The sequence below is a fragment of the Lacinutrix mariniflava genome (genome assembly GCF_001418015.1).
Lineage (GTDB): Bacteria > Bacteroidota > Bacteroidia > Flavobacteriales > Flavobacteriaceae > Lacinutrix > Lacinutrix mariniflava.
Genome location: NZ_LIQG01000027.1, coordinates 33,744 through 48,432 on the forward strand (window position 1 = coordinate 33,744; position 14,689 = coordinate 48,432).

Sequence of the window (14,689 nt, forward strand, 5' to 3'; positions counted from 1 at the left end):
TAAAATTCAGAAAAGATGAGTGATTTAAAATTTTCAGTAGCAGGAGTAAGTACATCTGCGACACAATTTGTTGGAAAAGCAAGGCAGTTTAAATTAGTAATAGATGAACCCGAAGCTTTAAATGGTGCAGACGAAGGTGCTAATCCAGTAGAATATATTCTTGCAGGATTTGCAGGCTGTGTTAACGTTGTTGGTCATTTAGTAGCTAAAGAACTTGGTTTTAAAATTGATAAATTAAACATAGAAGTATCAGGAGATATTAACCCAGGTAAGTTTCTAGGGACATCAAATAATGAGCGCGCAGGTTTTAAAAATATAGAATTAAAACTAGTGCCAGAAACTACTGCCAGCATTGAAACATTAGTTAAATGGTTAGAAATTGTTGAAGCACGATGTCCAGTTAGAGATAATTTATCTAATAATACACCAGTAAAAATCTCAGTGCAAAAAGAATACAACCTTAATTAATGACAGATTTACAATACATAGACAGTATCGATTATGTTACTCAAAGTGGTAAGGCAATTAAAATAAAGTTGTCTTATCAGCTTTTTGGTAAAGCATTACATACAGCTCCAATTGTATTGGTAAATCATGCGCTAACAGGTAATAGTAATGTTGCAGGAGAAGGCGGTTGGTGGTCCGATTTGGTTGGCGATAATAAAGTTATCGACACTAAACAATATACCGTTTTAGCATTTAATATCCCAGGAAACGGATATGATGGTTTTTTAATTGAAAATTATAAAGATTTTATTGCTAGAGATATAGCAAAACTATTTTTAATAGGATTAGAAAAACTAAACATCAACTCGGTTTACGCTATGGTTGGAGGTTCTCTTGGAGGAGGAATTGCTTGGGAAATGGCAGTTTTAAAACCCAATTTAGCAACACATTTTATTCCTGTGGCTACAGATTGGAAAGCTACAGATTGGTTAATGGCTAATTGTCAAATACAAGAACAGTTTTTGGTTAATTCTAAAAACCCAGTACATGACGCTCGCATGCATGCTATGTTGTGTTATCGTACGCCAGAATCTTTTAAATCAAGGTTTCAGCGTTCTAAAAACGAAGATTTAGACCTGTTTAATGTAGAAAGTTGGTTGTTGCATCATGGTAATAAATTGCAGGAACGTTTTCAATTATCGGCTTATAAATTAATGAATCAATTACTACGTAGCATCGATGTTACTAAGGGAAGAGAATTAAACAATAAGGTGTTAGATGGTATTCAATCTAAAATTACAATTGTTGCAGTAGATTCTGATTTGTTTTTTACTGCTGAAGAAAACCGAGAGACACAAAAACAGTTAGCATTAACGCATCCCAATGTTACTTATAATGAAATTAATTCCATTCACGGGCACGATGCGTTTTTAATAGAGTTCGAGCAACTCGAAAAAATAATAAAAGGCATTTTTAAGCCTGAATTAAAAGAGAATAAAATGAAAATATTAAAATTCGGAGGAAAATCTTTAGCCAATGGAGAAGGTTTAAACCGCGTTATTTCTATTATAGAAAATAAAGTTAAGGCCGAAGAAAATATCGTTGTTGTGGTTTCAGCAAGAGGAAAAGCCACAGATCAATTAGAAAACATTCTTGAAAAAGCAGTAATTGATGAATGTTATAAAACAGAATTAGAATTTTTTAAAAACTATCAAAAAGAAGTTGCAAACATAGATTTTGAAACAGAATTTTCAAGGCTCGATAGCTTGTTTGCAGGTGTGCAATTGTTAGGGGATTATAGTCAGAAAATTAAAGATGAAGTGTTAGCGCAAGGCGAATTAATTTCAGCTAAAGTTGTTACGGCATTATTAATAGAAAAAAATATTAATGCAAAAGCAACAGATGCTAGAACGTTTATAAAAACAGACGATACCTTTGGTAATGCAAAACCAATAGATGCGTTGTCTAAGAAAAATGTAGTCGCTTATTTTAAACAAAATAATGGCACTACAGTTAATGTAGTCACTGGTTTTATAGCGTCTAATAGAGATAACAAAACAACAACTTTAGGTCGTAATGGTAGTAATTACACTGCTGCATTATTGGCTAATTATCTTGATGCCGCAGAGTTACAAAATTATACGCATGTGAATGGTATTTATACCGCTAATCCCGATTTGGTATCAGATGCTAGAAAAATTGAAAGACTGTCTTTTACAGAAGCTAATGAATTGGCTAATTTTGGAACGACCATTTTACACGCAAAAACTATTATTCCTTTAATAGAAAAAAATATTCCATTACGTATTTTAAACACATTCAATCCGGAAGATAAAGGCACAATAATAACGGCTCAAAATAAAGATAAAGGTATCCGTTCGTTATCTGTTTTAGATAATGTGGCTTTAGTAAATATCGAAGGACGTGGTTTATTGGGTAAAGTCGGTGTAGATGCTAGGATTTTTACTGCTTTAAGTAAAGAGAATATAAGCGTTAGTATTATTTCTCAAGGCTCGTCAGAGCGTGGTATTGGTTTGGTCATTGAAGCCGAACATGCAAATAGAGCCGTTATTGTTTTAGAACAAGAGTTCGAGAATGATTTCTATTCGCAAGACATTAATAAAATTAGTGTTATAGACGATGTGTCTGTCATTTCAATTATCGGTCAAGAGTTAAGCACGTTTCACAAACCGTTTAATGCCTTAATTAAAAACCAGATTATTCCTATCCTTTTCAATAACACAATTACTGGCGAAAATGTGAGTATTGTAGTTAGAAAAAAGGAACTTCATAAAGCCTTGAATGTTATTCATGGAGAGATCTTCGGAATCTCAAAAAAGATAAATCTAGCCATTTTTGGACATGGTTTAGTTGGTGGTGCTTTAGTGAATCAAATTATTGCTTCAGCTAAAGATATCGAAAAACGTAAAGGTATTAAGCTTAATATTTTTGCGATTGCCAATTCCAAAAAGGCAATATTCAATAAAAATGGCATCGATAAAAACTGGAAAAACACATTAGAAACTAACGGTGGAAATTATAAGATTGAAGATGTCTTTCAATTTGCAAAAGACAATCATTTAGAAAACTTAATAGCTATAGATAATACGTCAAGCTTAGAGTTTGTATCTAATTATATTAAGTTGGTAGAGCAAGGTTTCGATTTAGTATCGTCTAATAAAATAGCAAATACTATAGATTTAGAATTCTATAACCAATTACGTAATACTTTAGAGAAGCATCAAAAAAGCTATTTATACGAAACTAATGTTGGTGCAGGTTTACCGCTAATAGATACTATTAAATTATTGCACCTTTCGGGTGAAAATATTGTGCGTATTCGTGGTGTGTTTTCTGGATCGTTAAGTTATTTGTTTAATACGTTTTCTTCGGAAGACACCTCGTTTGCAACCGTATTACAGCAAGCTCTAGATAAAGGGTTTACAGAACCAAATCCAAGAGAAGATTTAAGCGGAAACGATGTCGCAAGAAAACTATTAATCTTAGCGAGAGAATTAGATTTACATAATGAAATTAGCGATGTAACTATCGAAAACCTAATTCCAGAGCCGCTTAGAGAAATTGAAACGTCTCAGTTTTTAGATAGTTTAGATGAAATGAATACTGTTTTTCAAAAGATAAAAGAAGCACAAAAAGAAGGTCACGTATTAAGATACATTGGCGATTTACACGGTGATTTATCGCAAGAAAACGGAGCGAAATTAGATGTTAAACTGGAGTCTGTGCCTAGTCAATCGCCTTTAGGAGCGTTGCAAGGAGCCGATTCTATTTTCGAAATATACACAGAAAGCTATGGCGAAAAACCCATTGTTATTCAAGGCGCAGGAGCTGGAGCATCAGTAACAGCAAGAGGTGTTTTTGGAGATATTTTAAGACTAACAGAAAAGAATAATTAAATAATAATTGTCAGTTCGAGTGATTTTATGACTTTGGAATAAAATTGTATCGAGAACAATGAAGAATAATAACTTAAATGGATTCTAATAATTTTGAAACCCAGGCCATAAGAACACAAACAGAGCGTTCTCAGTATTTAGAGCATTCTACACCTTTATACTTAACATCTAGTTATGTATTTGAAGATGCCGAAGATATGCGAGCCTCTTTTGCAGACGAGAAAGATCGTAATATTTACAGTCGCTATTCAAATCCAAACACATCAGAGTTTATAGATAAAATCTGTAAAATGGAAGGCGCAGAAAGTGGTTATTCTTTTGCTTCGGGTATGTCTGCTATATTTTCAACATTTGCAGCTTTATTAGATGCAGGAGATCATATTATTTCATGTAACAGTGTTTTTGGTTCTACACAAACCATGTTTAAAAATATTTTACCAAAGTGGAATATTTCTACCAGTTATTTTAAAATAAATGAACTTGATAAAATTGAAAGCTTAATTCAACCAAGTACTAAGGTTATTTATGCAGAAAGCCCAACAAATCCAGCAGTAGATATTTTGGATTTAGAAGCTTTAGGTCGCATTGCTAAAAAGCATAATCTTATTTTAATTATCGATAATTGTTTTGCAACACCTTATTTACAACAACCTATACAATTTGGAGCAGATTTGGTAATCCATTCGGCAACAAAGTTAATAGATGGTCAAGGTCGTGTACTAGGTGGTATTACAGTTGGTAGAGCTGATTTAGTTAAGAAAGTCTATTTGTTTTCAAGAAATACAGGTCCAGCATTGTCACCTTTTAATGCATGGGTATTGTCTAAAAGTTTAGAGACTTTAGCGGTTAGATTAGATAGACATTGTGAGAACGCATTAAAAATAGCAACATTTTTAGAAAGTCACGATAAAGTAAATGTTGTAAAATATCCTTTTTTAAAATCGCATCCACAGTACGAATTGGCTAAAAAGCAAATGAAAGCTGGTGGTAATATTGTTGCTTTTGAAGTTAAAGGTGGTATTGAGGCAGGACGACAGTTTTTAAATAATATTAAGCTATTATCGTTATCTGCAAACCTTGGTGATACTAGAAGTATTGTCACGCATCCAGCATCAACAACACATGCAAAGCTAACCGAAGAAGAAAGATTATTAACGGGTATTATTGGCGGTTTAGTGCGTGTTTCGGTAGGATTAGAGCATCCAGAAGATATTATTAAAGATTTAAATCAAGCATTAGCATTATAAAATAAAAAACACAGATTATGAGTAAAAATTCAGAATTTAAAAACATTCAAGAGTATCTAGATAAAGGTGCTGTAATATTAGACGTTAGAACGGAAGGTGAGTATAATGAAGGTCATGTAGATAATTCATTACATATCGTTTTAGATGAATTGGAATATGAAATAGACCAACTAAAAGCGCTTGATAAGCCAATAATAACATGTTGTAGAAGTGGAGCAAGAAGCGAAAGAGCAAAAGAACTTTTAGAAGACAATGGCTTAGATGTTATTAATGGAGGACCATGGGAAAATGTAGAATCTTATTTGTAAAATAATAAAATATTTACATCGATTTGTCATTCCTGATTAGGCAGTAATCTAGTATAAAGATTGAAGTAAAAGACAAGAGTAAATAATTAACGTCAGTTCGAGTGATTTTATGACGAAGGAATGAAATAGTATCGAGAACAAATAATAATAGTACTTAAGGTTTTCTTAGGTGTAGTTGAAATATAGTATTAAGGATGGCAAATATTAGAGAGGAATTAAAAAAACGAATTTTAGTGTTGGATGGTGCAATGGGTACCATGTTACAGGCTTATAAATTTTCTGAAGAAGATTTTAGAGGCGAACGTTTTAAAGATTATGCTACGCCATTACAAGGAAATAACGATTTGTTATCCATCACGCAACCAGAAGCTATAAAAACCATTCATGGTAAGTATTTTGAAGCTGGAGCAGATATTATAGAAACCAATACCTTTTCTGGAACTACAATTGCGATGGCAGATTACCAAATGGAAGATTTGGTGTACGAACTAAATTACCAATCGGCTAAAATAGCAAAAGAAGTAGCAGACGAGTTTACGGAAAGAGAACCACATAAACCACGTTTTGTAGCAGGTTCAATTGGGCCTACAAATCGTACAGCAAGTATGTCTCCAGATGTAAACGACCCTGGCTATAGAGCAGTAACTTTCGATGAGTTGCGTATAGCTTACAAGCAACAAGTAGAAGCGTTAATAGATGGTGGAGCAGATTTGTTATTGGTAGAAACGGTTTTCGATACCTTAAATGCAAAAGCAGCTTTATTTGCTATTGAAGAAGTTAAAGACGAAAGAAATATAGAGGTGCCTATTATGTTAAGTGGTACAATTACAGATGCTTCAGGTAGAACATTGTCTGGACAAACAGCAGAGGCTTTTTTAATTTCTATATCGCATATTCCATTATTATCTGTAGGTTTTAATTGTGCTTTAGGTGCTAATTTATTACAACCGCATTTAGAGGCTATTGCTAGTAAAACAGAGTTTGCTATTTCGGCACATCCAAATGCAGGATTACCAAATGCTTTTGGTGAGTATGATGAAACTCCAGAAGAAATGGGGGAACAAATAGAAGAGTATTTAAAAAGAGATTTAATAAATATTATTGGTGGTTGTTGTGGTACAAGTCCAGAACATATTAGTGTTATTGCAAATATTGCAACAAAATATAAACCTCGCCAAACGACCATTTTGAGTGCAGTCGAAGCGTCTCATTAAGATAGGAAGTTATGATTTTAGAAGTCGCAATTTTAAATATAAAAAAAGGATTGTCTCAAGAGTTTGAAAAAACATTTTTGGTAGCTCAAGAGATTATTTCATCAATGAAAGGTTATATCTCTCATCAATTAAAAAAATGCATTGAAGAAGACGATAAATATATATTATTAGTGCATTGGGAGACAATTGAAGATCACGAGATAGGATTTAGACAATCAGAAGAGTATCAGCAATGGAAAGCATTATTGCATCGTTTTTACGAGCCATTTCCAACTGTAGAACATTATGTTTAATAATTTGTTTTTTACAGATTGGAAACAAAATAATAGGTTTTAAAAAATTTGAAACTTATTTCAGGAATAAAACAAAAGTGAAACTTGAAAAAGTTTTATAACAAATGTATAAAGTTAGTATAAGGTATTAATAGATGAGTAAAACTTACATCCATAAAAAAGCAAACGTTAAACAAACAAAGTACATGAAACTGTCTGGTTTAGAGCCTTTGGTTTTAAACGAAAACATGAACTTTATAAATATTGGTGAGCGTACAAATGTAGCAGGTTCGCGTAAGTTTTTACGATTAATAAAAAACGAAGAATTTGATGAAGCACTAGATGTTGCAAGACATCAAGTAGATGGAGGCGCCCAAATTATCGACATTAATATGGACGATGGTTTAATTGATGGTGTAAAGTCTATGGTTCGTTTTTTAAATCTTATTGCAGCAGAGCCAGATATATGTCGAGTGCCTATTATGATTGACAGTTCTAAATGGGAAATCATAGAGGAAGGTTTAAAAGTTGTACAAGGTAAGTGTGTAGTAAACTCTATTTCTTTAAAAGAAGGCGAAGAAAATTTTATCTGGCAAGCCAAGCAAATTAAGCGTTATGGAGCAGCAGTTATTGTTATGGCTTTCGATGAAGTTGGGCAAGCAGATAATTACGACAGACGAATAGAAATAGCACAGCGTTCTTACGATGTTTTAGTAAATAAAGTAGGTTTTCCTTCGGAAGATATCATTTTCGATTTAAATATATTTCCTGTAGCGACAGGAATGGACGAACACCGCAGAAATGCTATCGATTTTATTGAAGCAACACGTTGGGTAAGAGAAAACTTAATAAATGCAAGTGTAAGTGGTGGTGTAAGTAATGTGTCTTTTTCTTTTAGAGGAAATGATGGTGTTCGCGAAGCTATGCACTCTGTATTTTTATATTATGCTATTCAAGCAGGTATGAATATGGGAATTGTAAATCCAGCCTTGTTGGAGATTTACGATGATATTCCTAAGGATTTATTAGAGCGCGTAGAAGATGTTATTTTAGATAGACGCGACGATGCTACCGAACGTTTATTAGATTTTGCAGACACTGTAAAAGGTTCTAAAAAAGAAAAAGTAGCCGATTTAACTTGGAGAGAAAACCCATTACAAGATAGAATTACACACGCTTTAGTTAAAGGTATAGATGCTTTTATTATTGAAGATGTAGAGATTGCAAGGCAAGAAGCAGATAAACCTATTGAAGTTATAGAAGGTAACTTAATGGCAGGAATGAATGTGGTTGGAGATTTATTTGGTGCAGGAAAAATGTTTTTACCACAAGTGGTGAAATCTGCTCGTGTCATGAAAAAAGCAGTATCCTACTTAAATCCATTTATTGAAGCCGAAAAAGGTGAAAAACAAAAAGCTTTAGGTAAGGTGTTAATGGCAACTGTAAAAGGAGATGTACACGATATTGGTAAAAATATTGTGAGTGTTGTTTTGGGCTGTAATAATTATGAGATTGTAGATTTAGGTGTTATGGTATCGCCAGAAAAAATAATAGCAGCTGCTATTGAAGAAAATGTAGACATTATAGGTTTGAGTGGTTTAATTACACCGTCGTTAGACGAAATGGTGTATTTGGCTAAAGAAATGGAACGCCAGAATTTTGTTGTTCCGTTGTTAATTGGTGGTGCAACAACCTCTAAAGCGCATACCGCTGTAAAGATTGATACGCAATATAAAAATGCAGTTGTACATGTTAATGACGCCTCTAGAGCAGTAACTGTTGTTAGTGATTTATTGAATCCTAAAACAAGTAATTTATATGTTGCTAAATTAAAGAAGGATTATGACGAGTTTAGAACCAAGTTTTTAAAACGTGGTAAGGAAAAATCATACATCAGCATTGAAAAAGCAAGGGAAGAGAAGTTTAAAATCGATTGGAATACAAGTCATATTGTAAAACCAAAAACACTAGGTGTTCAAACGTTAGAGCAGGTTAGTTTAAAAGAAATTCTGCCATTTATAGATTGGAGTCCGTTTTTTAGAAGTTGGGATTTACATGGAAAGTATCCAAACATTTTAACTGATGAGGTTGTTGGCGAGCAAGCCACTATTTTGTTTGAAGATGCTCAAATTATTTTAAAGAAAATTATAAATAAGCAGTTATTAAAACCGAAAGCTATTTTTGGTTTGTTTGAAGCAAATACTATTAATGATGATGATATTTCTATTCAGAAAAAAGGAGAAGAAATAGCTGTTTTTAGAACGCTACGTCAGCAATTAAAAAAACGAGCAGGAAAACCAAGTTTTGCGTTATCAGATTTTATTGCGCCTAAAGAAACTGGAATTACCGATTATATGGGTGCTTTTTGTACTGCTATTTTTGGAGCAGACGAGTTGGCTAAGAAATATAAAGATAAAGAAGACGATTATAATGCCATAATGGTTCAGGCAATTGCAGATAGGTTTGCTGAAGGTTTAGCCGAATACTTGCACAAGCAAGTAAGAATAAAACATTGGGCTTATGGTGCAAATGAAGACTTAACAAACGAAGATTTAATTAAGGAAAATTACAAGGGTATTCGTCCAGCACCTGGATATCCAGCGTGCCCAGATCATTTAGAAAAAGAAACGATTTGGGACTTGTTAAAAGTAGAAGAACAAATAGGTGTAACGCTTACCGAAAGTTTAGCCATGTGGCCAGGAGCTGCAGTTTCGGGATATTATTTTGCAAACGAAGAAGCGAAGTATTTTGGATTGGGTAAAATTACAGACGATCAAGTTAAAGATTTTGCACTAAGAAAGAATATCACATTAGAAAAAGCAAGAAAGTGGTTGCATCCTAATTTAACAGAGTAAATGCCAGTGAAGGAAGTAGTCTCATAATAGATGAGAGATACAGTCTTTTTAAGCTGAAAAATGGCTGATTAGTGCGTTAGGGATTAAGGCGTTTGTTGAAGCTCCTCGCAGAGAGCGACTGCCGAAAGCCCGACCTTTAGGTAACGCCCAAATAGAAATAAATAATAATTTAATAAGACTTCCACTTTCGTGGGAAATACTATGAAAGTAACAGATCACATAACTAAAGGAAAAGGGAAAACACAATTTTCTTTCGAAATTTTACCGCCATTAAAAGGGCAACACATTCAATCTATATTTAATAATATAGATCCTTTAATGGAGTTTAATCCGCCTTTTATAGACGTAACGTATCATCGCGAAGAATATGTTTACAAGAATTTAGGCGACGGTTTATTAAAAAAACAAGTGGTAAAAAAACGACCTGGAACGGTAGGTATTTGCGCTGCAATCCAGAATAAATACAATGTAGATGCCATACCGCATATCTTGTGTGGTGGTTTTAGTAGAGAGGATACTGAGAATTTTTTAATAGATTTAGATTTTTTAGGTATCGATAACGTGGTGGCTTTACGAGGAGATGCTGTGAAAACAGAAACGTATTTTACACCAGAAAAGGAAGGACATCATTATGCGAGTGAGTTGGTGTCTCAGATTTCGGATTTGAATAAGGCTGTGTATTTAGATGAGGACTTGCAAAACTGTTCGGCAACTAATTTTTGCATTGGTGTGGGCGCCTATCCAGAAAAACACATGGAAGCACCAAGTCTAGATAGCGATATTCATTTTCTTAAAAAGAAGATAAAAAATGGTGCTGAGTATATTGTTACACAAATGTTTTTTGATAACGAGAAGTATTTTCAGTTTGTCGATAAATGTAGAAAAGAAGGAATTACAGTACCAATAATTCCTGGTTTAAAACCGATATCGACAAGGAAACAACTCAATATAATACCGCATCGCTTTCATGTGGATTTACCTGAAGCCTTAATAAAAGAGATTATTAAATGTAAAGATAATAAACAAGTAAGACAGGTTGGAGTGGAGTGGGCAATACAGCAATCTAAAGAATTGGAAAAAGCGGGAGTACCGATCTTACACTATTATTCTATGGGAAAAAGTGATAATGTAAAGAGCATAGCGTCTGCCCTTTTTTAAATAGAAAAAGAGTTACTTTTGTAACATGCTTTCTAAGAAAACAAAATACGGAATTAAGGCGCTAACCTATTTAGCGAAACAGGAAACACATGTTCCTGTAAGAATTGCGACGATTTCTGAAAGTGAAAATATTTCTTTAAAATTTTTAGAAACCATTTTACTGTCACTTCGTAAAAATGGATTATTAGGCTCTAAAAAAGGAAAAGGTGGTGGTTATTATTTATTAAAAGACCCTAAAGATATTCCTATGACGGAAGTTATGAGAGTTCTCGAAGGTCCGATAGCAATGATACCTTGCGTGAGTTTAAACTTTTACGAAAAGTGTCAAGATTGTCCAGACGAAAATGCCTGTGCAGTCAATAAAATAATGCTTAAAGTAAGAGATAATACTCTAGAGATTTTTAGAAATACTACGCTTGCCGATTTGTCTAATTAGCAGATTCTCAGTTTTAACACCTAATTTTTTAATTATTATACTTGATTTCTAGATTAATAATCTATAAGTTTGCACTTTATCCTACTAAACCTATAGGGTAATTAGATTAAATATAAAAGGATAGTATGGAAAACGTAATAAATTCGGAAGTAAGTTTGGAGAAAGAAGAACAAACGTCCTCAGAAAATATTAAAAGAAGTTTAGTAAAAACGATTAGTTGGAGAGCTGTAGGAACTATAACTACAGTAACTATTTCGTATATAATTACAGGAACAATGGCATTGGCTTTCTCAATAGGAGGAATAGAGTTAGTGTCTAAAATGGTATTGTACTTCTTTCACGAACGTGCATGGGAAAAAATTAAATGGGGAAAGTAATGAGCTTAGATTTAGATAAAATAAACAAACAGTTAGGTGATAAAACACCAAAAGAAATAGTGGAATGGGCAATTGATTTTGCAAAATCTCCTGTGGTAACAACTAATTTTAGACCATATGAGGCTGCTATTTTAAAAGTAACAAGCGACGTTAAAAAAGATATTAAAGTTGTTTGGTGCGATACAGGTTACAATACACCTAACACCTATAAGCATGCCGAAGAAGTAATTGAAGCATTAGAACTTAATGTTAAATTATATGTGCCTAAACAAACGACAGCGCATCGCGATGTGGTTTTAGGTATTCCGGATATTAACGATCCAAAACATGCTGTGTTTACAGAGCAGGTAAAGTTGGAGCCTTTTAAACGTGCTATGGTTGAGCACAAACCAGATGTTTGGTTTACAAATTTACGTAAAGGTCAAACGGCTTTTAGAGACAGTATAAATATTGTGTCTCAAGATAAAAATGGAGTCGTAAAAGTGAGTCCTTTTTACAATTGGACAGATAAAGAATTGGATGTTTATTTAGAAGAAAACAATTTGCCAAACGAGTTTAAATACTTCGATCCAACAAAACAATTAGAAAATAGAGAGTGTGGATTACACGCCTAAAAATATAGAAATGAAAGATACATCAAGTATAAATCCGTTAGAAAACGAAGCTATTTACATCATGCGTGAAGTTGCTGCTCAATTTGAAAAGCCAGTGCTTTTGTTTTCAGGCGGAAAAGACTCCATCACGTTAGTGCGTTTGGCGCAAAAAGCATTTTATCCAGCTAAAATTCCGTTTCCATTAATGCATATCGATACGGGTCATAATTTTCCTGAAACGATAGAGTTTAGAGACCGTTTAGTTAAGGAGTTAGGATTAGAGCTTATTGTTAGAGATGTTCAAGATTCTATAGATGAAGGTAAAGTAAAAGAAGAATCTGGACGTTATGCCAGTAGAAATCAATTACAAACGACTACGCTTTTAGATGCTATCGAAGAGTTTAAATTCGATGCTTGTATTGGTGGAGCAAGACGTGATGAAGAAAAAGCGAGAGCTAAAGAGCGTATTTTCTCTGTAAGAGATGATTTTGGGCAATGGGATGAAAAAAATCAACGTCCAGAGTTATTCGATATGCTTAATGGTAATATCGAGTTAGGTCAAAATGTACGTGTGTTTCCTATTTCTAACTGGACAGAATTAGACGTTTGGTCATATATTCAAAAAGAACAAATAGAAATTCCATCTATTTATTTCGCGCATACGAGAGCTACTTTTTTAAGAGACGGATTAATCTGGTCTGCAGACGATGCTGTTGTTTATAGAGATGATGAAGAAGAAGTTGTAGAAAGAATTGTACGTTTTAGAACTGTTGGAGATATGAGTTGTACTGCAGCTGTATTGTCTGAAGCAGCAGATATTTCTAGTGTAGTACAAGAGATTAGAGAATCTTCAATATCAGAAAGAGGAGCGAGAATAGACGATAAACGTTCGGAAGCTGCAATGGAGAAAAGAAAACAACAAGGGTATTTCTAAGTCGCTTTTTTTTATTTCCGCACTTCGACTGCGCTCAGTGTAAACTGCGGAAATCTCAAAAAGTAATTTTAAATTAAGAATTAAAAAATGAAGTCCTTCCATTTAGGAAGGTTAAGATAGATATGGAAGTTTTAAAAATAGCAACAGCAGGAAGTGTAGATGATGGAAAGAGTACTCTAATTGGGAGATTGCTTTACGATACAAAGTCATTAACATCAGATAAGTTAGAAGCGATAGAAAAAAAGAGTAAGCAATTAGGTTACGATTATCTAGATTTCTCTTTAGCAACAGATGGTTTAGTAGCAGAAAGAGAACAAGGTATTACTATAGATGTTGCACATATTTACTTTTCTACGGCTAATAAAAGTTACATTATTGCAGATACTCCAGGTCATGTAGAATATACAAGAAATATGGTTACAGGAGCTTCGACATCTCAAGTTGCGATTGTATTAATAGATGCAAGAAAAGGAGTGATCGAGCAAACTAATCGTCATTTCTTTATTAATAATTTACTGAGAATTAAAACCGTAATTGTTGCCATTAATAAGATGGATTTAGTAGATTTTTCTGAAGAAAAGTATAACGCCATAAAAGCAGATTTTGAAGCTTTAATGAGTAAGCGTGACTACCAAGACCAGAAAATAACATTTATTCCTGTAAGTGCTTTAAAGGGAGATAATGTTGTTAATAAATCTGATAAAACACCATGGTATAAAGGCGAGACATTATTAGAGAATTTAGAAAATATTGATAATCAAGATGTCTTTAATGTCGGAACTCCTAGGTATCCTGTACAATATGTTATTCGTCCAAAAACAGACGAGTTTCACGATTTTAGAGGTTATGCAGGAAAAGTTTATGGTGGAGAGTTAAGCGTTGGAGATGACGTTGTCATTTTACCATCGGAAACGAAGTCTAAGATTAAAGAGATTCTTTTCTACGACAAGAAAGTACAAACAGCTTCGCGTCGTTCATCAGTATTAATTACGTTGAAAGACGATGTAAATATTAGCAGAGGAGACATGATTGTTAGAGCTAACGATTTACCAAAAAGAGAAAAAGAATTTACAGCAACCATTTCTTGGATGGATTCTCAAAACCTAAAAGCAGGTAACAAATATATTGTACAACATGGTGTAAATAAAGTGTTGGCAAAAGTAGATCGTATTCATCATAAAATTAATCCAGATTATTCTGGTGTTGACGACACGGTAGAAGCTTTAGCAATTAATGATATTGCAACGGTATCTTTTAAATTAAACAAGCCTATTTTTTATGATGCTTTTAAAGATCACAGAACTAATGGCTCGTTTATTCTAGTCGATTCGAAATCTAACAATACTGTAGGCGCAGGTTTTATTCAATAAAAATTGAATCGATATTTCGACAAATAAAAATATATTTTAATTATCCTATTAACCCTATGGGA

13 protein-coding genes are annotated in these 14,689 nt (G+C 33.5%); all 13 read left to right on the top strand.

The window, feature by feature from the left end; translation table 11 throughout:
- Nucleotides 1-15 precede the first annotated feature (15 nt).
- The 13 genes from ASC44_RS12645 to ASC44_RS12705 all read left to right on the top strand — a co-directional run bounded on the left by ASC44_RS12645 (nt 16) and on the right by ASC44_RS12705 (nt 14,627).
- Nucleotides 16-468 carry an OsmC family protein gene (locus tag ASC44_RS12645; RefSeq protein ID WP_055447995.1) on the top strand — a complete coding sequence of 151 codons (453 nt, stop codon included), beginning with the start codon at nt 16-18 and terminating at the stop codon, nt 466-468.
- Nucleotides 468-3,863 carry a bifunctional aspartate kinase/homoserine dehydrogenase I gene (gene thrA / locus ASC44_RS12650; RefSeq protein WP_055447996.1) on the top strand — a complete coding sequence of 1,132 codons (3,396 nt, stop codon included), beginning with the start codon at nt 468-470 and terminating at the stop codon, nt 3,861-3,863. Before ASC44_RS12645 ends, thrA begins: the two co-directional genes overlap by 1 nt.
- A 77-nt stretch (nt 3,864-3,940) precedes the next feature.
- Nucleotides 3,941-5,110: a trans-sulfuration enzyme family protein gene (locus ASC44_RS12655; RefSeq protein ID WP_055447997.1), complete on the top strand. Its 1,170-nt coding sequence runs from the start codon at nt 3,941-3,943 to the stop codon at nt 5,108-5,110.
- A gap of 17 nt (nt 5,111-5,127) precedes the next feature.
- Nucleotides 5,128-5,418 (top strand): rhodanese-like domain-containing protein, encoded by a 291-nt coding sequence (locus ASC44_RS12660; protein WP_055447998.1) that lies wholly within the window; start codon nt 5,128-5,130, stop codon nt 5,416-5,418.
- Nucleotides 5,419-5,612: 194 nt separating this feature from the next.
- Nucleotides 5,613-6,632, top strand: a complete 1,020-nt coding sequence (locus tag ASC44_RS12665) for a homocysteine S-methyltransferase family protein (RefSeq protein ID WP_055447999.1) — start codon at nt 5,613-5,615, stop codon at nt 6,630-6,632.
- An 11-nt stretch (nt 6,633-6,643) separates the two neighbouring features.
- A complete protein-coding gene (locus ASC44_RS12670) occupies nt 6,644-6,925 on the top strand; it encodes an antibiotic biosynthesis monooxygenase family protein (RefSeq protein ID WP_055435101.1) in 282 nt (93 codons plus the stop codon).
- A gap of 134 nt (nt 6,926-7,059) precedes the next feature.
- On the top strand, nt 7,060-9,759 hold the full coding sequence (metH, locus tag ASC44_RS12675; protein WP_055448000.1) for a methionine synthase: 2,700 nt from the start codon (nt 7,060-7,062) through the stop codon (nt 9,757-9,759).
- 201 nt (nt 9,760-9,960) lie between these two features.
- Nucleotides 9,961-10,917, top strand: coding sequence for a methylenetetrahydrofolate reductase [NAD(P)H] (gene metF / locus ASC44_RS12680; RefSeq protein ID WP_055448001.1), 957 nt, complete (start codon nt 9,961-9,963; stop codon nt 10,915-10,917).
- A 25-nt stretch (nt 10,918-10,942) separates the two neighbouring features.
- Nucleotides 10,943-11,353 (top strand): RrF2 family transcriptional regulator, encoded by a 411-nt coding sequence (locus ASC44_RS12685; RefSeq protein ID WP_055448002.1) that lies wholly within the window; start codon nt 10,943-10,945, stop codon nt 11,351-11,353.
- Between the two features lie 125 nt (nt 11,354-11,478).
- Complete coding sequence (locus tag ASC44_RS12690; RefSeq protein WP_055448003.1) at nt 11,479-11,730, top strand: DUF2061 domain-containing protein; 252 nt, start codon at nt 11,479-11,481, stop codon at nt 11,728-11,730.
- Nucleotides 11,730-12,344, top strand: coding sequence for a phosphoadenosine phosphosulfate reductase domain-containing protein (locus ASC44_RS12695; RefSeq protein ID WP_055448004.1), 615 nt, complete (start codon nt 11,730-11,732; stop codon nt 12,342-12,344). The genes ASC44_RS12690 and ASC44_RS12695 overlap by 1 nt, the downstream gene beginning before the upstream one ends.
- A gap of 10 nt (nt 12,345-12,354) precedes the next feature.
- Nucleotides 12,355-13,257 carry a sulfate adenylyltransferase subunit CysD gene (gene cysD, locus ASC44_RS12700; RefSeq protein ID WP_055448239.1) on the top strand — a complete coding sequence of 301 codons (903 nt, stop codon included), beginning with the start codon at nt 12,355-12,357 and terminating at the stop codon, nt 13,255-13,257.
- A 122-nt stretch (nt 13,258-13,379) separates the two neighbouring features.
- A complete protein-coding gene (locus ASC44_RS12705; RefSeq protein ID WP_055448005.1) occupies nt 13,380-14,627 on the top strand; it encodes a sulfate adenylyltransferase subunit 1 in 1,248 nt (415 codons plus the stop codon).
- Nucleotides 14,628-14,689: the final 62 nt, after the last annotated feature.

Excerpts from the sequence above, each read along its gene's own strand:
- ASC44_RS12645 (WP_055447995.1), top strand. The coding sequence starts at position 16 with ATGAGTGATTTAAAATTTTCAGTAGCAGGAGTAAGTACATCTGCGACA.
- thrA (WP_055447996.1), top strand. The coding sequence starts at position 468 with ATGACAGATTTACAATACATAGACAGTATCGATTATGTTACTCAAAGT.
- ASC44_RS12655 (WP_055447997.1), top strand. The coding sequence starts at position 3,941 with ATGGATTCTAATAATTTTGAAACCCAGGCCATAAGAACACAAACAGAG.
- ASC44_RS12660 (WP_055447998.1), top strand. The coding sequence starts at position 5,128 with ATGAGTAAAAATTCAGAATTTAAAAACATTCAAGAGTATCTAGATAAA.
- ASC44_RS12665 (WP_055447999.1), top strand. The coding sequence starts at position 5,613 with ATGGCAAATATTAGAGAGGAATTAAAAAAACGAATTTTAGTGTTGGAT.
- ASC44_RS12670 (WP_055435101.1), top strand. The coding sequence starts at position 6,644 with ATGATTTTAGAAGTCGCAATTTTAAATATAAAAAAAGGATTGTCTCAA.
- metH (WP_055448000.1), top strand. The coding sequence starts at position 7,060 with ATGAGTAAAACTTACATCCATAAAAAAGCAAACGTTAAACAAACAAAG.
- metF (WP_055448001.1), top strand. The coding sequence starts at position 9,961 with ATGAAAGTAACAGATCACATAACTAAAGGAAAAGGGAAAACACAATTT.
- ASC44_RS12685 (WP_055448002.1), top strand. The coding sequence starts at position 10,943 with ATGCTTTCTAAGAAAACAAAATACGGAATTAAGGCGCTAACCTATTTA.
- ASC44_RS12690 (WP_055448003.1), top strand. The coding sequence starts at position 11,479 with ATGGAAAACGTAATAAATTCGGAAGTAAGTTTGGAGAAAGAAGAACAA.
- ASC44_RS12695 (WP_055448004.1), top strand. The coding sequence starts at position 11,730 with ATGAGCTTAGATTTAGATAAAATAAACAAACAGTTAGGTGATAAAACA.
- cysD (WP_055448239.1), top strand. The coding sequence starts at position 12,355 with ATGAAAGATACATCAAGTATAAATCCGTTAGAAAACGAAGCTATTTAC.
- ASC44_RS12705 (WP_055448005.1), top strand. The coding sequence starts at position 13,380 with ATGGAAGTTTTAAAAATAGCAACAGCAGGAAGTGTAGATGATGGAAAG.